The sequence below is a fragment of the Streptomyces sp. NPDC006326 genome, from assembly GCF_040612915.1.
Taxonomy (GTDB): Bacteria; Actinomycetota; Actinomycetes; order Streptomycetales; family Streptomycetaceae; genus Streptomyces.
Window position 1 is genome coordinate 113,567 of the sequence record NZ_JBEXRC010000008.1, and the last position, 15,746, is coordinate 129,312.

A 15,746-nucleotide genomic window follows, 5' to 3' on the forward strand; every position below is an offset into this window, starting at 1 on the left:
CGCGGGATCGGGACCCCGACGTCCGCGGCCGGGTCTCTCCCGCGCGGACACGCCGCAGGAGCTGCGGGCCGAGATCCACGCCGGTCTGACGGCCGGGGCGGCGGCGGCCCAGCAGGAGCTGCGGGAGCGGATGCTGTCCGACGGGGACGCGCTCGTCCGGCTGTCCGCCCTGAGCCGGACCCCGGGCGTGGACCCGGCCACGGCCGAGGACCTGGAGCCGCGCCACCGGATGCTCAAGGTCCGTGACCGGCCTGCCGATCACGTCCGCTTCCCGCCCGGGACGCTGCGGCGGTTCGCCACCGACCCGGACGCCCGGATCCGGGTCCTCGCGCTGCGGGACCCTCAGTTGCCGCCGCAGCTGCTGGAGCGGCTCGCGGCGGACGAGGAGGTCTCCGTACGGCGGGATACGGCCGGCCATCCGCAGCTGCCGCAGGCGGTGTTGGTGCGGCTGCTGGGCAGCCGCAGGCGGTGTTGGTGCGGCTGCTGAGCGACGCGGACGCGCACGTCGTCGAGGCGGCGGCGCAGGCGCCCACCCTGCCCGTCGCCGTGATGCGGGCGGTCATCGACCACGCGGACACGGCCGGGGGTCCGCCGCCCGCGTGTGCCTGTGGCGGGGTCAGCTGACGGGCCGGGGCACCGTCTCCCGCGGGATGCGGTGGACCCGGCGGGCCTCCTCCAGGAGTTCGGCGCTGGTGGCGAGGGGGTTCGCCGGGCAGGGCCGGAAGGGGCCCGGCGGGGTGCGGAACCAGGCGAAGTGCGGGCTCAGGGCACCGGTGTCGGGGTGGCGGCGGGTGAAGTGGAGCACCCCGGCGTTGGCCACGGGTCCGGCGTGGCGGTAGTACTCCGTCCAGGTGGCGGGCGTATGGCCGGCCAGCAGGAACGCGAGGGCCTGGAGGGTGTCGGCGTGGCTGACGGCGACGGCGGTCCGGGCGGAACCGGCCAGCAGCGCGGCGAGCGGTACGCGGACGCGGTGGATCACATCGGAGAGCGATTCACCGCCGGGCGGGCCCCAGTGGACGGGGTGTTCCTCGCCGCGGGCGAGCTCGGCCCGCTGCCGCTCGGGGGTGAGGTGGTTCCACTCCCCCCATTCCCGTTCCCGCAGGCCGAGGTCGAGTTGCCAGGCGCTGCCCGGGAGGTCGAGGAGGGCGGCCGTCTCCACCGCGCGCGTCAGCGGGGACACGGCGCAGGCGAGCGGTCCCGCCGGGATCCGGTCGCGCAGCCAGGCACCCGTCGCGGCGGCCTGCTCCTCGCCCTTGGGGGTGAGCCGCCACTCCCACTGCGGCCGGGCGAAGACCCGGCGCGCGTACGCGCTGTCCCGCTCCTGGTAGGCGGCATTGCCCTCGCTCTCCCCGTGCCGCACCAGGAACACGTCTTCCACCGCGATCCCGAGTTCCCCCACACCGGCCTCCGAACTGGTCGTCGTGGACAGGAGTGTCCCAGCAGGGCGGCTTCCCCGACAGGGGATTCCCCCGATCGGGCTGGAGCGGTTGTTCGCCGGCATTGCCGCGCTGGAGCTGGTGATCCTCACCTTCGGCACCGAACGGGAGATCCGTGCGCACGTGGACCGCCACGAGGACGTGCGCGGAATGCTGCGCGCATCCGGCGTGGCAGGTCCGCGCGGCTAACCGAGACCGGAGCCGAGGCCTCCCGAGGGGCGGCCCACCGGTTCGTCGCGGCTCTGGGCCCACAGGGAGCGGACGTGGCCGAGGTGGCGGGTCATGCAGGCCTCGGCCGCCTCGGCGTCGCCGCTGATCATCAGGTCCAGCAGCTCGATGTGCTCCTCGGCCGAGGAGACCAGCTTCCCGGCCTCGTCCAGACCCGTCAGCCCGTACAGCCGGGACCGCTTGCGCAGGTCGCCGACCGTCTCGACGAGCCGGTCGTTGCCCGCGAGGCCGAGCAGGGAGAGGTGGAAGCGGCGGTCCGCCTCCAGGTAGCCGATGAGGTTGTGCTCGCGGGCGCTGGTGACGATCTCCTCCGCGATGGGGCGCAGCGCCTCCAGCTGTTCAGTGGTGGCCATCTTCGTGATCCGCCCGATGGTCGGCACCTCGATCATCGTGCGCAGTTCGGTGTACTGGTCCAGGTCGCGTTCACTGACCTCGGTGATCCGGAAGCCCTTGTTGCGGACCGGTTCCACCAGGCCCTCGCGCGCCAGGTCGAGCATCGCCTCGCGGACCGGGGTGGCCGAGACCCCGAGTTCGGCGGCCAGGCCGGGCGCGGAGTAGACGCTGCCGGGGCGCAGCTCGCCCGCTATCAGGGCTGCTCGGAGGGCGTGGCCGACCTGATCGCGGAGCCGTTCCTGGGCCTTGATGAGACTGTGCTGCTTCAGGTCACCCATTGCTCTTCCTCCGACACCCTTCACGCCACCGACGTGCAGAGGAACAGCGTACAATGTCACGTTTCGCTGTTCTCTCCCGCGGCGAGGTACATCGCCACCGCCACGGCGAGATCTTCCCAGGCCATGCCCACGCTCTTGAAGAGCTGTGGACAACTCGGCGTCCCGCCCACCGGCATACGGCCCGTCACCAGGTCGGCCAGGGTGCCGCTGATATGACCGGGCCCGACGGCACCCTCGGCCTCCGGGACCAGCAGGTCCCCCGCCTCGCGCAGGGCCGCCGCCCGCGACTCCACGTACACGGCCGCCCGTCGCACCAGGGCCGTGTCGGTCTCCCGCGCGTCCGGCTCGTGGGAGCCGACCGCGACGACCACCGCGCCGGGGTCCGCCAGCCGTCCGTCGAACAGCGGTTCACGAGCCGTCGTACAGCAGATCACCAGGTCCGCGCCCGCCACGTCCTGCGGGCTTCCGCTGCGGGCGGGAACCCCGAGGGCGCGGGCGTGCGCCACGAGCCCCTGGGCGCCGGCCGGGTTCCGGGCGACCACCACCGCCTCCGACAACTCCCGCACCGCCGCGGCGGCTTCGAGGTGGCCGTGGGCCTGGGGACCGGAGCCGAAGAGCACCAGCCGCACGGGCCGCCCCGCGGGGGCCAGGTGGCGCAGGGCCAGCGCCGAGACCGCCGGAGTGCGCAGCGCCGTGAGGGCCGCGCCGTCGAACAGGGCCAGCGGGCGCAGGGTCGGGCCGTCCAGCAGCAGGTAGGAGCCGGTGATCCGGGGCAGGCCGAGCGCCCGGTTGCCCGGCGCCACCCCCGCGACCTTCACCCCGGCGTACGCCCCCGACGCGGCCGGCATCAGCAGCAGCTCCCCGCCCGGCACGGCCAGGGCGCTGCGCGGCGGCTCCGCCTCCGGGTCCAGCCCGGCGAGCAGGGCGTCCGCCAGCGCGTCCGCCGCCGCGGCCGGGGTGAGCAGCCCGGCCATCCGCTCGGCCCCGAACTGGGGGATCACAGCAGGAACCCGGCGCCGAGGGCGTCCTGCGGGTCGAGCGTGAAGAGGTGCTCACCCGTGCGGTACGCCGCCCCGGTGACCTCCGTGACCAGGCCCCCGGCCGCCCCCGCGGCGTCCTGCGGGACCAGGCGGCCGGTGAAGACCGTGCCCGCCACCGACTCGTGCAGCAGGTCCTCGCCGGCGCCGAGCCGCCCGTCCTCCGCCAGCAGGGCGAGGCGGGCCGAGGTCCCCGAGCCGCAGGGCGAGCGGTCGATCTGCCCGTCGGCGAACACGGTGACATTGCGCTGGTGCGGCCCGAAAGGGGTGTCGGGCAGCTCCTCGTACAGGATCACCCCGTACACCCCCGAAAGCAGCGGTCCGCCCGGGTGCCAGGTCCCCGGGTGCGTGGCGAGCGCGGCCCGGATCTCCCGGCCGGCCCGGAGCAGGCCGGGCAGCGCGGCGCGGGAGACCTCCAGGCCCAGGTCGCGGGCGGCGACGGAGGCGTAACAGGCCCCGGCGTGGGCGATGTCCACCTCCGCCAGCCCGAGGGTGGTGGCGACCGGCACCTTGCGGGCGCCCACCCGGGCCGGGACGTTGCGGAAGGTGACCCCGGTGGTGCGGCCCCCGGACCGGTGCACGGTCGCGCCGACCCGGCCGGAGGGCACGTCGATCCTCACCCGGACGTCCCCGTCGGCGGGGGCGGCGACCCGGCCGGTGTCCACGGCCCAGGCGCCGAGCGCCATCGTGCCGTGGCCGCAGGCGGTGGAGTAGCCGTCCTTGTGCCAGAACAGCACGCCGAAGTGGGCCCCGTCGTCGTCCGGGGGCACGACGAACCCGCCGTACATCCCGGCGTGGCCGCGCGGCTCCTGCACGAGCAGGCGCCGTACGTCGTCCAGCGCACCCCGGCGCGGGGCCGTCCCCGAGCCCCCGGGGCCGATCGCGGTGGCGCAGCGCTCGGCGACGGTGTCGCCGGGCACGGGCGGCAGCCCTGCGGCGGCGGCGTCGACGATCCGGAAGGGTTCGCCGGCGGTGTGGTAGTCCTCGGTCCGCACGGTCGGCATCACAAGAGGAACCCTCCGGGGAAGGGGTCGGACGGGTCGAGGAAGTACTGGGCGGTCCCGGTGATCCAGGCCCGCCCGGTGACGGTGGGCACGACGGCGGGCCGGCCGCCCACGGTGGTGTCGCCCACCAGCCGGCCGGTGAACTCGGTCCCGATGAACGACTCGTTGACGAAGTCGGCGCCGAGGTCCAGCAGTCCGCGGGCGTGCAGCTGGGCCATGCGCGCGCTGGTCCCCGTACCGCAGGGCGAGCGGTCGAACCAGCCCGGGTGGATGGCCATGGCGTGCCGGGACCGGCGCGCGTCGGAGCCGGGGGCGGCGAGGTAGACGTGCTTGACGCCGGCGATGCCGGGGTTCTCGGGGTGGACGGGCCGGTCGCCGGATGCGTTGACCGCGTCCATCACGGCCAGGCCGGCGGCGAGCAGGTCGTCCTTGCGGGCGCGGTCGAAGGGGAGCCCGAGGGAGTCGAGTTCGACGAAGGCGTAGAAGTTCCCGCCGTAGGCGAGGTCATAGGTGACCGTGCCGTATCCGGGGACCTCGGCCTTCAGGTCGAGTCCGACGCAGAAGGAGGGGACGTTGGTGAAGGTGACGGCGGTGGCCGCACCGTCCTCGACGCGGACGTCGACGCTCACCAGCCCGGCCGGGGTGTCGAGACGGACGGTGGTGACCGGCTCGACGGCCTCCACCATGCCCGTCTCGACCAGGACGGTGGCGACCCCGATGGTCCCGTGCCCGCACATGGGCAGCAGGCCCGACACCTCGATGTAGAGCACCCCGAAGTCGGCGTCGGGCCGGGTGGGGGGCTGGAGGATGGCACCGCTCATCGCCGAGTGGCCCCGCGGCTCGTACATGAGCAGGGTGCGCAGGTGGTCCATGTGCTCGATAAAGTGGAGCCGCTTGTCGGCCATGGTGGCGCCGGGGATCACCCCGACGCCCCCGGTGATCACCCGGGTCGGCATGCCCTCGGTGTGCGAGTCCACCGCGTGGTAGATGTGGCGCGTACGCATGGGGTCCCCCGTCGGCTAGTTGAGGCCCTCGGCCAGGGCCTTCTCGGTCGCGGCGCGGACGGCCGCCTCGGTCTCCCCGGTGAGCGGGAAGCGCGGCGGACGGGTCGCTCCGCCGGGTCGTCCGGCCAGGTCCATGGAGAGCTTGATGGCCTGGACGAACTCGGTCTTGGAGTCCCAGCGCAGCAGGGAGTGCAGGGACTTGTAGAGGGGCAGCGCGGTGTCGAGGTCGCCGCTGACCGCGGCCCGGTAGAGGGTGGCGCAGGAGCGCGGCAGGGCGTTGGGGTAGCCGGCGATCCAGCCGACGGCCCCGGCCAGGGCCAGTTCGAGCAGGACGTCGTCGGCGCCGATCAGCAGGTCGAGGCCGGGGGCGAGCTCGGCGATCTCGTAGGCGCGGCGGACGTCCCCGCTGAACTCCTTGACGGCCACGATGGACCCGTCGCCGTGCAGGCGGGCGAGCAGGCCCGGGGTCAGGTCGACCTTGGTGTCGATGGGGTTGTTGTACGCGACGACGGGCAGCCCGGTGCGGGCGACCTCGGCGTAGTGGGCGCGTACGGTCGCCTCGTCGGCGCGGAAGGCGTTGGGGGGCAGCAGCAGGACGGACCCGGCGCCGGCCTCGGCGGCCTGGTCGGCCCAGCGGCGGGCCTCGGCGCTGCCGTAGGCCGCGACACCGGGCATCACGCGGGCGCCGTCGCCGGCCGCCTCGACGGCGGTGCGGACGACGCGGGCCCGCTCCTCGTCGGTGAGGGTCTGGTACTCCCCGAGGGAGCCGTTGGGGACCACGCCGTCACAGCCGTTCTCGATGAGCCAGGCGACGTGCTCGGCGTACGCGTCGTAGTCGACGCCGAGGTCATCGCGCAGCGGGAGTGCGGTGGCGACCATGATTCCGTGCCAGGGGCGGGTGCGGGGCAGGGCGGGCGCGGCGGTGTGCGCGTGGGTCATGAGAGCTCCCTAGAGTGATGTGTGACATTTTACTAGTGGGTGTGAGGGGACCACAAGGGTCCGGATCCGCCGGATCGGCCGGATCAGCCGTCGGCGGGCGGCAGTTCGGCCAGGTGGCGCAGCGGGACCGGGCAGGACAGGGGCCGCCGGTCGGCCGCGGGCTCGGCGCCGGCGAGGGCCGTGACCGCGGGACCGCACATGCGGCCCTGGCACCAGCCCATTCCGGCCCGGGTGAGGAGTTTGACCGTACGGGCGTCGCGGGCGCCGAGGCCGGCCGCGGCCTCGCGGATCCGGCCGGCCGGAACCTCCTCGCAGCGGCACACGTCGGTGTCGTCGCGCAGCCAGCCGGTCCATCCCGGGCCCGGGCGGTGGGCGGCGCCCATCGCGTCGGCGAAGCCGCGCAGCCGCGCGCGGCGCCTTCGCAGGGCGGCCGGCACGGGCGCACCGGCCACCGCCCGCGCCGCGATCTCCCCCTCGGCCAGGGCGAGTTGGGCGCCGCCGATGCCTCCGGTCTCACCGGCGGACCAGATGCCGGGCACGGAGGTCCGCTGCTGCTCGTCCACCTCCAGGGCGACGGTGCCGTCGGCGCAGGGGCGGGTGGCGCAGCCCAGACCGGTCGCGAGCTCCAGCTGCGGGACGAGCCCGTGGCCGACGGCGAGGGCGTCGCAGGGGATGCGGCGGGCCGTACCGGGGACCGGGCGCCAGTCCCGGTCGAGGCGGGCCACCGTGACGGCCTCCACCCGGTCGCGCCCGTGGGCCTCGATGACGGCGTGCCGGGCCAGGAGCCGGATGCCGTGGCGCAGCAGGGCGCTGCCGTGGACGGCCCCCTCGCCGAGCTTGCCGGGGTTGCGCAGCAGGGCGCCGGTGTGGGCGGCGTACCCGGTGTAGGCGGCGGCCTCGACCACGGCGGGGACCCGGGCCCCGGCCGCGGCGAGCGACCCGGCCACGGCGAGCAGCAGCGGCCCGCTCCCCGCGACGACGACCCGCCTGCCCGGCAGTACGAGCCCGCCCTTGAGCATGGCCTGCGCCCCTCCGGCCCCGACGACCCCGGGCAGGGTCCAGCCGGGGAAGGGGAGTTGCCGCTCGTAGGCCCCGGTGGCGAGGAGGACGGCGCGGGCGCGGACGGTGCGGGCCTGCTCCTGCGGGCCCGCGACCGCGTACAGGGCCCAGCGCCCCCGGCGGGCCGCCCCCTCGCCGCGGCCGGCGCCGCCCGCGGGCCCGCCTCCGCCTTCCCCCTCGTCCTCGACGCGGACCACGGTCCACACGTGGTGCCCCGGTCGGTACGTGATCCGGCCCGCCGCCTCGTGGGCCCGCAGGGCGGCTTCGCGGTCGGCGAAGGCGGCCCAGCCGTGGTGCAGGGCCTCGGGCCGGGCGGCGCCGAGGCCCGGGGCGGGATGGCGGTAGTACTGGCCGCCGGGGCGTTCGCCCGCGTCCAGCACCGTGACGCGCAGCCCGAGCCCGGCGGCGGTGACGGCGGCGGCGAGCCCGGCGGGCCCGGCTCCGACGACGGCGAGGTCGTAGACCGCTCGGTCAGACGGCGAGGTCGGCACGGCCGGTCCCTTCCTGGGTGGTGACGGTGTCCCCGGGGCGGGCGGGGACGAGGCAGGCGCGCTGGTTCGGGCGGCCGTTGACGGTGAGGAGGCAGTCGTGGCAGCTGCCGATGCCGCAGAACACCCCGCGGGGAGCGCCGCCGTCGCGGGTGGTCCGCCAGGCGAGGATCCCGGCGGCCCAGAGCACGGCCGCGATGCTCTGACCGGCCTGGGCGGTGAGCTCCCGGCCGTCGAAGCGGAGCACGTACGTGGCGGTCGGGGCTCCGCCGACGAGGCTGCGGGGGGTCTGGCTCATCGGCCGTTCTCCTTCGGCGTGGTGTGTGCTGCGGGCCGGGGCTGTGACGGCCGCTGGGCGGCGACCAGCCCGCCCCGCACGTACCGGCGCCGGCGGGCAGGATCCGGCCCGGTCGGCGTGTGAGGCGCGGCTCCGGGCAGAGCCCTGGGAACGGCGGAAGAGCGGGTGGGGGGACAGCCCCGCGCAGCCGATCGCCGGACCGGGCCGCGTCATCGGGCGGGCTCCGGGTCGGCGTCCGGGCCGAAGCGGTCCGGGCGGAACGCGTCCGGGGGCAGCGGGGGTTCGGCCCCGGTCAGGGCCGCGGCGATGAGCAGGCCCGTCGCCGGTGCCAGACCGATGCCCGCGCCCTCGTGACCGCAGGCGTGCAGCAGTCCCGGGGCCCTGGGGTCCGGGCCGATCGCCGGCAGGTGGTCCGGCAGGTACGGACGGAAGCCGTGGTAGGTGCGCAGCACCCGCACGTCCTCCAGGACCGGGAACAGGGCGGCCGCCTGGACGGCGAGGCGCCGCAGCGCCTCCAGCGACAGGGAGCGGTCGAAGCCGACGCGCTCCCGGGTCGCCCCGATGAGCACGGGCCCCGCCGGCGTGCCCTCGACCACGGCCGAGGACTGCAGGGCCGCGGATCCGCTCGCGACGTCCGCGATGTAGTCGGCGGCATAGACCTTGTGCCGGACCACCCGCGGCAGCGGCTCCGTCACCAGGACGAACCCGCGCCGCGGCAGCACCGGCAGGCTCACCCCGGCCAGTTCCGCGACGCGGCCGCCCCAGGTGCCGGCCGCGTTGACCACCGCGGGGGCGAGGAGCTCCCCCCTGCGGGTGCGGACCCCTCGGACCACGCCGGGCCCGCCGGCTCCCCGGGGCTCTGTGAGGATGCCGGTCACCTCCTCGCCGAGGTGCAGCTGCGCCCCCGACGCGGCCAGCAGCCGCGCCGCCGCCTGGGCCGGCTGGACCTGGGCGTCCTGCGGGTAGTGGAACCCGCCCGCATGGCCCGGGGCCAGGTGGGGTTCCAGCTCGCGCAGGTCGCCGGGGCTCGCCTCCACGGCGTCGACCCCGGCCGCGCGCTGTCCTTCCGCGAAGGTGCGCAGCGCCTTGAGCGTGGTCTCGTCCGGCGCGACGACCAGCCCGCCCTTGGCCTCGTACTCGACCTCGGGCGGCAGGAGCGCGGAGAGTTCGCGCCACAGGCCGGCCGACAGCAGGGCGAGGTCGAGCTCCGGTCCGGCCTCCTTGTCGGAGACGAGGAGGTTGCCCTCCCCGGCGCCCGTCGTGCCGCCCGCGACGGGACCGCGGTCGACGACGGCCACGGAGAGTCCGGAGCGGGCGGCGTAGTACGCGCATGCGGCTCCGACGACGCCGGCGCCGATGATCACGACGTCCAGGGGATGTCTCTTGGGCACGACAGTAATATGTCACATTCTTTTAGAGGTGCCTAGTGGTGTCGAGGCGCCCGGAGTGTGGTTCCCGGCGCCGGCCCGGCCCGGTGGGGAGACCGGGGCCGGGCCGGGGCGGCCGGGTGCTCAACTGCGCAGCGGGCCTTCGCAGCTGTAGGAGGAGGTCCCCGCCGTGTGGGTGCTCCAGATCTCCACCGGGCCGAAGGAGCAGTTCATGTCGGCCAGGTTGTTGGAGGCGGCGCCCGCCCGGTCGAGGAGGAAGTAGTCCACCGTCTCGGACATGTCCTTGAAGTTCTGGTCGTCACTGCGCCAGTTCTTCAGGTTCGCGGTGATCCGGCCGGTACAGGTGAACCGGCGCTTGCCCGGGTCCCCGTTCTCGACGCAGTCCGGCGTGTTGTAGGTGGCCGTCGCGAAGGAGGACTTGACGTTCGCCAGCGCGGAGTCGCGCAGCTGGTCGTTGGCCGTGAAGGTGGTGTTCGGCACGTAGAGCTGGTCCACCTTGGCGATCTGCTTGTCCAGGAAGCGGTCGTAGTCGCGCTGGAGGTAGGTGTCGGCGCCCATCCGGTGGCGCCAGGAGTCGTAGGCCTGGACGTCGTTGGCGCGCAGGTGGGTGTACATCTCGCGCAGCAGCGAGGGCTTCTCGGTCCACAGGAACTCGAAGAAGGTGCCGGCGTAGTTGTAGAAGCGGAAGCCGTCGCCGTCGTAGGTGGCGTTCAGCAGCTGCTCCACCGTCATCCGGGGGCCGCCGCCCGCCGTGTCGCTGATGATGCCCTTGACCAGGGACTTGCGCACGGCGATGCCGTTGTCGCGGGTGGCGCCGTCGAAGAACTCGGCGGTGCCCTCGTCCATGGCGGTGGTCCGGTCGCCCTCGTACCAGGGCCCCTCGCCGAAGAAGCCGGGGACGGCGAACCGCCCGTTGAGGTAGTGCGTGTACTCGTGGCGGAAGAGCTCTTCGAGGGTGAGGGAGGAGTCCTGGGGGACGCGCCGCTGGTAGGTGTAGAAGGTGGCGCCGTTCTCGATGTACATGCCGCCGTTGTTGGTGCCGTAGCCGTACAGCATCGTCTGGTAGGTCACGTAATCGGCGCGCGAGGCGTACAGCACGATGTTCAGCGAGGTGTTGGGGTCCCCGGCCAGCGGCTGGTCGGTGCCCAGCACGCGGTGGAACTGCGTCTTGACCTGCTTGCTCGCGTAGTACAGCTGGTCGACGGTGGCCCGGTCGAGGGCGGTGCGGACCTTGATGGCGCCGTTGTCGTAGGTGTAGATGTTCGGGAAGAGCACCTTTTCGATGTCCTCCTTGCACACCCCGTACGGCTTGCACGCCTCGAAGGTGTTCAGCCAGGAGACGATCTTGGCCCACTGCTCGCTGCCGTTGCCCCAGCCCGTCTTGACCGGTTCGAGCAGGGCACCGAGGTCGGCGACGACCTGGCTCTGCAGGCCCTCGATCTGGCCGAAGCGGCCGTATTCGCCCAGTGCGTCGCGGGCCACCCAGTCGTTGGCGGTGCCCTTGAGGTGGGTGTAGCCCGCGAAGGCCTTGAAGGCGGCCCGGTAGGAGGCGTCGGCCTTGGCCGCGGCCTGGAAGGCGGAGTCGTCGTTGCCCGGGTACACGCCGAGGTAGTTGACCACGAGGGCGGCGAGGGCGGCTCCGCCCCAGTTCGCGTCCCGGTGGGTCGCCGTGTGCGACGCGTCCATGGTGGCCAGGACCTTCCGGACCAGGCCGAGCTGGCTCTGGCGCATGCCGGGGCCGGTCGCGTAGAGGGCCTCGCGCAGGGTGCGGGCGTTGGTGGCGGTGGCGTCGAAGGTGCGGGCCGCGTTGCCGAAGTCGGTGACGGCCTTGCTCATGGCACCGACGGTCGCGGCGTCGGTGAGGTCGATCTCGGAGCGCGAGAAGTCGTGGTAGACCGCGGCGTGCAAGTAGGTGAACAGCTCCTCCAGGTGGGAGGAGTTCTTCCCGTCGTGGGCGGCGGCCAGGGCGGATATCCGGCGGGACACGGCCTGCACGTGCGCGTCCGACATGACGGGGGCCAGGCGGGCGTCCCACGTCCAGATCAGTCCGCGCAGACAGACGTCGGCGGTGACCGCCTGGTCGGCGAGGAAGTCGGCGAACTGCTCCGGGGTGAGCGCGGTGATCCCGTCGAGGGTGCAGGGGACGCCGGCGGCGGTCCTCCCGGCGGGCGCGGCGGCGAGCGCCCGGTTCTTCTCGGTGCGCTCGCTGCTCGCGGCGGCGGGCGTGGCGGCTCCGGGGACGCGGCCGTCGACGGCCAGCCCGCCGGGGGTCCGGGCGCTCGCCGGGGCGGCCTCCTGGGGCGAGGCCAGGCGGTCGACCTCGTCGAAGGGGTTCGCTCCCGCGGCGCCCCGGGCGAAGGCGGCGGGGGCGGAGGCGGGGGCGGCGGGACCCCGCTCGGCGGCCTGGGTCACGGCCTGTCCTGCGGTGGCGAGGAGGGTGACCGCCACGGCGGCGGAGAGGAGGGACGTACGCACAGCTCTGTGCTGGGACACCAAGGACTCCTGAAGGGAGGGGAGGTGGGGGAATGGTGCGCGAGGTGGTGCGTGAACTGCGGTGCTTTGCACGGCGTTTGACGGGGATTAACGTGCCGCGGTGTGAGCTGTAACATAGTAATGTGAAATTGCACTGACAAGACCTGTGCGCCCACCAGTTCGCGTCTTCTTGAGGGAGCCCTTGTGTCCGACGCCTCTCCCCGCCTCAACATCGGCAGCCACGACCTGCCGGTATCACCCGAGTTGTCCCGCTTCATGGCAGGTGACTGGGCCCCCTCGCCGCTGCCCGACTCCACGCGGGTGGCGGCGTACGCGGTGACCCCGGCCCGGCGCGAGCGGCTCTCGGCGCGCTTCCCCGGCGAGCGGCTGATCATCCCCGCCGGGGAGCTCAAGGTGCGCTCCAACGACTGCGACCACCGCTTCCGGCCGCACAGCGCGTACGCCTGGCTGACCGGGCTGACGGGCGAGGACCAGGTGGGCCACGTCCTGGTACTGGAGCCCTCGGGCCCGCACGGCCACGAGGCCGTGCTCCACCTGCGCCCCCGCTCCCCGCGCGCCGACGGGAACGAGGAGTTCTTCCGGGACCGGCGCTACGGGGAGTTCTGGGTGGGCCGGCGCCCCGACCTGGCGGAGGCCGAGCGGCTGACGGGCCTGCGCTGCGCGCACCTGGACACCCTCGGCGACCCGGCCGGCCGCAACGCCTCGACGGACGCCGAGCTGGCCACCGCGCTCGCGGAGCTGCGCCTGGTGAAGGACGCCTGGGAGGTCGGGCAGCTCCAGCTCGCCGTCGACCACACGGCCGCCGGTTTCGAGGACGTCGTACGGGCGCTGCCGCGCGCCCTGGCGCACCCGCGCGGTGAGCGGTGGATCGAAGGGGTCTTCGGGCTGCGCGCCCGGGCGGAGGGGAACGGGACGGGGTACGACACCATCGCCGCGTCGGGCGCCCACGCGTGCGTCCTGCACTGGATCCGCAACGACGGCCGGCTCGACCGCGACGACCTGCTGCTGCTGGACGCGGGCGTGGAGACGGACACCCTCTACACGGCGGACATCACCCGCACCCTGCCGCTGTCCGGGCGCTTCTCCCCCGTGCAGCGGCAGGTGTACGAGCTGGTACTGGCCGCCCAGGAGGCCGGCATGGCGGCGCTGCGGCCGGGCGCCAGCTTCCGGGACTTCCACCGGGCCGGCATGCAGGTGATCGCCGAGGGCTTGGCGGAATGGGGCGTGCTGAAGGACGCGCGGGGCGATCTGCACCGGCGCTACACGCTGTGCAGCAGTGGACACATGCTGGGGCTCGACGTCCACGACTGCGCGAAGGCACGGGCCGAGACGTACCTGGACGGGGTGCTGGAGGAGGGCCAGGTCCTCACCGTCGAGCCGGGGCTCTACCTCCAGCCCGACGACGAGACCCTGCCGGCGGAGCTGCGCGGCATCGGCGTCCGCATCGAGGACGACCTCGTCATCACGGCGACGGGCGCCCGACTGATGTCGGGCGCCCTGCCGCGCACGGTGGCCGGAATCGAGGAGTGGATGGGGTCCCTGCTGGACGGCTGAACGCACGGGACCGCCCGGGCCGCCGGACGCCGGCGGCCGGGGGCCCGCTCAGCCGGGGCCGCCGCTAGGGACGGCCCGCCCAGGTGTTGTTCCAGTTGCCGTTCCAGTTGTCGTTCCAGCGGCCGCCGTCGCCGCCGCGGCCGTTCCAGTCGTCGTTCCAGCGGCCGCCGTCGCCGCCGCGGCCGTTCCAGTCGTCGTTCCAGAAGTCGTGGCCGTGGCGCCAGTCGGCGTTGTTCCAGTGCCGGTTCCAGTGGTCGCCGCCACGGTCGCCGCGCCACGCGTCCACGTCGTCCCAGCACCAGCTGGGACGGTCGTGCCGCCAGCGCCAGGGGTCGCAGCAGTTGCGCCACCAGTCGTGGCCGTGCCGCCAGTCGTCGGAGCACCACCGGTTGTTCTGCGGGACGGTCTGGGGTGCGGACGAGGCGAGGGCCGAGCCGACGGGCATCAGGCCGAGCGTGGCGCCGGCGGCCCCGGCGACAGCTGCCGCAAAGATCCTACGGCGCATGATCATGCACCTCCGAGAATGACGAGGAGGTATCAAAAGGGGCATTTCCACCCTCCCTCTCCCTCGCCGTCGCTGTCAAAGGCGAATCCGTCGCCCCCGGCCCCACCGCTAGTCCAGGACGGCAATACCGTCCAGTTCGACCAACGCCGGCTCGTCCCACAGCCGGACCACGCCGACCACCGCCATGGCGGGGTAGTCCCGTCCTGCCAATCGGCGCCAGATCCGGCCCAGTTCCCGGGCCTGGGTGCGGTACGCGTCCACGTCGACCGCGTAGACGGTCACCCGGGCCAGGTCCGCCGGGGTGCCGCCGGCCGCGGCGAGCGCCGTCAGCAGGTTGGACAGGGCCCGCTCGAACTGCTCGGGCAGGGTGTCCCCGACCACCTTGCCCGAGGCGTCGAGCGCGGTCTGGCCCGCCAGCAGGACCAGCCGGGAGCCGCTCGCGGCGACCGCATGGGAGAACCCGGCCGGCGGGGAGAGCTCCGCGGGGTTCAGGCGTTCCAGGCTCACCGGTAGAGCTCCTTCGCGATGATCGTGCGCTGGACCTCGCTCGCCCCCTCGTAGATCCGGGGCGCCCGCACTTCGCGGTAGAGGTGCTCCAGCAGGTGGCCCCGCTGGAGGGCCACCGCGCCGTGCAGCTGGACCGCGTGGTCCACCACGTACTGGGCCGTCTCCGTCGCGAGCAGTTTCGCCATCGCCGAGCGGCGCGGCACGTCCGGGGCCCCGGCGTCGTAGGCGCCCGCCGCCGCGTAGACCAGGAGCCGGGCCGCCTCGGTCCGGGTGGCCATCTCGGCCACCCGGTGCCCCACCGCCTGGAGGTCGCCCAGGACCCCGCCGAAGGCGGGCCGCACCGCCGTGTACGCCAGCGTGGCGTCGAGCGCGGCCCGGGCCATGCCGACGGCGAAGGCGCCCACACTCGGCCGGAACAGGTTCAGGGTGTCCATGGCGACGCGGAAACCGCCCCCGCGCTCGCCGAGCAGGTCCTCCGGGCGGACCGGCACCCCGTCGAAGGACAGCCGGCCGATCGGGTGCGGGGAGAGCATGTCCAGGGGCTCGCCCGACAGGCCCGGCCGGTCGGCGGGAACCAGGAACGCGCTGACCCCCTTGGCGCCCGCGCCCTCCCCGGTGCGGGCGAAGACGGTGTAGAAGTCGGCCTCCGGGGCGTTGGAGATCCAGCACTTCTCGCCGCTGAGCCGCCAGCCCCCGCCGCGGCCGGCTTCCGGCACCGCCGCCAGGGCCAGCGCCGCCGCGTCCGAGCCCGCCCCCGGCTCGCTCAGCGCGAAGGCCGCCACGGCGCGGCCGGCCCGTACCCGCGCCAGCCAGCGCTCGCGCTGCTGCTCCGTGCCCGCGCGCAGCACCGGGTAGGCACCCAGACCCTGGAGGGCGAGCGCCGTCTCCGCCTCCGTACAGCCATAAGCGAGGGATTCGCGCAGCAGGCACAGCTCCAGGGCCCCGGCGGTGAAGACCCGCTCCAGCAGGCCCAGCTCGCCCAGCGCGGCGAGCAGCGGCCGGTTGACCCGGCCCGGCCGGCCCCGGTCGGCGAGGGGCCGCAGCCGCTCGGCCGCCAGGGTGCGCAGGTGCGCGCACCACTTCTCTTGTTCCGCTCCGAGCGCGAATCCGGTCATCCGAACATCCCCGCTTCTAT

General features: G+C 74.4%; 17 protein-coding genes. 4 read left to right on the forward strand and 13 right to left on the reverse strand.

Annotated elements, in window-relative coordinates:
* Positions 1-130: 130 nt before the first annotated feature.
* Together ABZ128_RS09135 and ABZ128_RS09140 are read left to right on the forward strand one after the other, a co-directional pair.
* The gene (locus tag ABZ128_RS09135; RefSeq protein ID WP_356847070.1) at positions 131-487 is read left to right on the forward strand and encodes a hypothetical protein; all 357 of its coding nucleotides are present in this window, start codon (positions 131-133) and stop codon (positions 485-487) included.
* The gene (locus tag ABZ128_RS09140; RefSeq protein ID WP_356847071.1) at positions 475-624 is read left to right on the forward strand and encodes a hypothetical protein; all 150 of its coding nucleotides are present in this window, start codon (positions 475-477) and stop codon (positions 622-624) included. Before ABZ128_RS09135 ends, ABZ128_RS09140 begins: the two co-directional genes overlap by 13 nt.
* Here ABZ128_RS09140 and ABZ128_RS09145 read toward each other — a convergent pair.
* On the reverse strand, positions 617-1,399 hold the full coding sequence (locus tag ABZ128_RS09145; RefSeq protein WP_356847073.1) for a histidine phosphatase family protein: 783 nt from the start codon (positions 1,397-1,399) through the stop codon (positions 617-619). The genes ABZ128_RS09140 and ABZ128_RS09145 overlap by 8 nt on opposite strands.
* A gap of 88 nt (positions 1,400-1,487) precedes the next feature.
* Here ABZ128_RS09145 and ABZ128_RS09150 point away from each other — a divergent pair, with 88 nt between their 5' ends.
* Entirely contained in the window at positions 1,488-1,625 is a 138-nt protein-coding gene (locus ABZ128_RS09150) for a hypothetical protein (RefSeq protein ID WP_356847074.1), read from the forward strand.
* On the opposite strand, the gene ABZ128_RS09155 is transcribed toward ABZ128_RS09150, so the two are convergent.
* The 9 genes from ABZ128_RS09155 to ABZ128_RS09195 form a co-directional block, all read right to left on the reverse strand.
* Positions 1,622-2,335: a GntR family transcriptional regulator gene (locus tag ABZ128_RS09155; RefSeq protein WP_356847075.1), complete on the reverse strand. Its 714-nt coding sequence runs from the start codon at positions 2,333-2,335 to the stop codon at positions 1,622-1,624. The genes ABZ128_RS09150 and ABZ128_RS09155 overlap by 4 nt on opposite strands.
* 56 nt (positions 2,336-2,391) lie before the next feature.
* Positions 2,392-3,309, reverse strand: coding sequence for an ornithine cyclodeaminase family protein (locus ABZ128_RS09160; protein ID WP_356847232.1), 918 nt, complete (start codon positions 3,307-3,309; stop codon positions 2,392-2,394).
* A gap of 23 nt (positions 3,310-3,332) precedes the next feature.
* The gene (locus tag ABZ128_RS09165; protein ID WP_356847077.1) at positions 3,333-4,376 is read right to left on the reverse strand and encodes a proline racemase family protein; all 1,044 of its coding nucleotides are present in this window, start codon (positions 4,374-4,376) and stop codon (positions 3,333-3,335) included.
* Entirely contained in the window at positions 4,376-5,380 is a 1,005-nt protein-coding gene (locus ABZ128_RS09170; protein WP_356847078.1) for a proline racemase family protein, read from the reverse strand. The genes ABZ128_RS09165 and ABZ128_RS09170 overlap by 1 nt, the downstream gene beginning before the upstream one ends.
* A gap of 15 nt (positions 5,381-5,395) precedes the next feature.
* Entirely contained in the window at positions 5,396-6,319 is a 924-nt protein-coding gene (locus ABZ128_RS09175) for a dihydrodipicolinate synthase family protein (protein WP_356847079.1), read from the reverse strand.
* An 83-nt stretch (positions 6,320-6,402) separates the two neighbouring features.
* Positions 6,403-7,869, reverse strand: a complete 1,467-nt coding sequence (locus tag ABZ128_RS09180; protein WP_356847081.1) for an NAD(P)/FAD-dependent oxidoreductase — start codon at positions 7,867-7,869, stop codon at positions 6,403-6,405.
* On the reverse strand, positions 7,850-8,164 hold the full coding sequence (locus ABZ128_RS09185) for a (2Fe-2S)-binding protein (RefSeq protein WP_356847082.1): 315 nt from the start codon (positions 8,162-8,164) through the stop codon (positions 7,850-7,852). The genes ABZ128_RS09180 and ABZ128_RS09185 overlap by 20 nt, the downstream gene beginning before the upstream one ends.
* Before the next feature lie 209 nt (positions 8,165-8,373).
* Complete coding sequence (locus ABZ128_RS09190) at positions 8,374-9,555, reverse strand: FAD-binding oxidoreductase (protein ID WP_356847084.1); 1,182 nt, start codon at positions 9,553-9,555, stop codon at positions 8,374-8,376.
* A gap of 120 nt (positions 9,556-9,675) precedes the next feature.
* A complete protein-coding gene (locus ABZ128_RS09195; RefSeq protein WP_356847086.1) occupies positions 9,676-12,045 on the reverse strand; it encodes a collagenase in 2,370 nt (789 codons plus the stop codon).
* 183 nt (positions 12,046-12,228) lie between these two features.
* Here ABZ128_RS09195 and ABZ128_RS09200 point away from each other — a divergent pair, with 183 nt between their 5' ends.
* Positions 12,229-13,599: an aminopeptidase P family protein gene (locus tag ABZ128_RS09200; protein WP_356847087.1), complete on the forward strand. Its 1,371-nt coding sequence runs from the start codon at positions 12,229-12,231 to the stop codon at positions 13,597-13,599.
* Positions 13,600-13,663: 64 nt separating this feature from the next.
* Here the strand turns inward: ABZ128_RS09200 and ABZ128_RS09205 are convergent, their stop codons facing one another.
* The 3 genes from ABZ128_RS09205 to ABZ128_RS09215 all read right to left on the reverse strand — a co-directional run bounded on the left by ABZ128_RS09205 (position 13,664) and on the right by ABZ128_RS09215 (position 15,726).
* Positions 13,664-14,104 (reverse strand): hypothetical protein, encoded by a 441-nt coding sequence (locus tag ABZ128_RS09205; protein ID WP_356847088.1) that lies wholly within the window; start codon positions 14,102-14,104, stop codon positions 13,664-13,666.
* A 108-nt stretch (positions 14,105-14,212) separates the two neighbouring features.
* On the reverse strand, positions 14,213-14,611 hold the full coding sequence (locus ABZ128_RS09210; RefSeq protein WP_356847089.1) for a RidA family protein: 399 nt from the start codon (positions 14,609-14,611) through the stop codon (positions 14,213-14,215).
* Positions 14,608-15,726, reverse strand: a complete 1,119-nt coding sequence (locus tag ABZ128_RS09215; RefSeq protein WP_356847090.1) for an acyl-CoA dehydrogenase family protein — start codon at positions 15,724-15,726, stop codon at positions 14,608-14,610. The genes ABZ128_RS09210 and ABZ128_RS09215 overlap by 4 nt, the downstream gene beginning before the upstream one ends.
* Positions 15,727-15,746 lie beyond the last annotated feature (20 nt).

Bases quoted from the DNA above. Each gene is read 5' to 3' on its own strand.
- ABZ128_RS09135 (WP_356847070.1), top strand. From the start codon at position 131: ATGCTGTCCGACGGGGACGCGCTCGTCCGGCTGTCCGCCCTGAGCCGG.
- ABZ128_RS09155 (WP_356847075.1), bottom strand. From the start codon at position 2,335: ATGGGTGACCTGAAGCAGCACAGTCTCATCAAGGCCCAGGAACGGCTC.
- ABZ128_RS09160 (WP_356847232.1), bottom strand. From the start codon at position 3,309: ATGGCCGGGCTGCTCACCCCGGCCGCGGCGGCGGACGCGCTGGCGGAC.
- ABZ128_RS09165 (WP_356847077.1), bottom strand. From the start codon at position 4,376: ATGCCGACCGTGCGGACCGAGGACTACCACACCGCCGGCGAACCCTTC.
- ABZ128_RS09170 (WP_356847078.1), bottom strand. From the start codon at position 5,380: ATGCGTACGCGCCACATCTACCACGCGGTGGACTCGCACACCGAGGGC.
- ABZ128_RS09175 (WP_356847079.1), bottom strand. From the start codon at position 6,319: ATGACCCACGCGCACACCGCCGCGCCCGCCCTGCCCCGCACCCGCCCC.
- ABZ128_RS09185 (WP_356847082.1), bottom strand. From the start codon at position 8,164: ATGAGCCAGACCCCCCGCAGCCTCGTCGGCGGAGCCCCGACCGCCACG.
- ABZ128_RS09205 (WP_356847088.1), bottom strand. From the start codon at position 14,104: ATGCGCCGTAGGATCTTTGCGGCAGCTGTCGCCGGGGCCGCCGGCGCC.
- ABZ128_RS09215 (WP_356847090.1), bottom strand. From the start codon at position 15,726: ATGACCGGATTCGCGCTCGGAGCGGAACAAGAGAAGTGGTGCGCGCAC.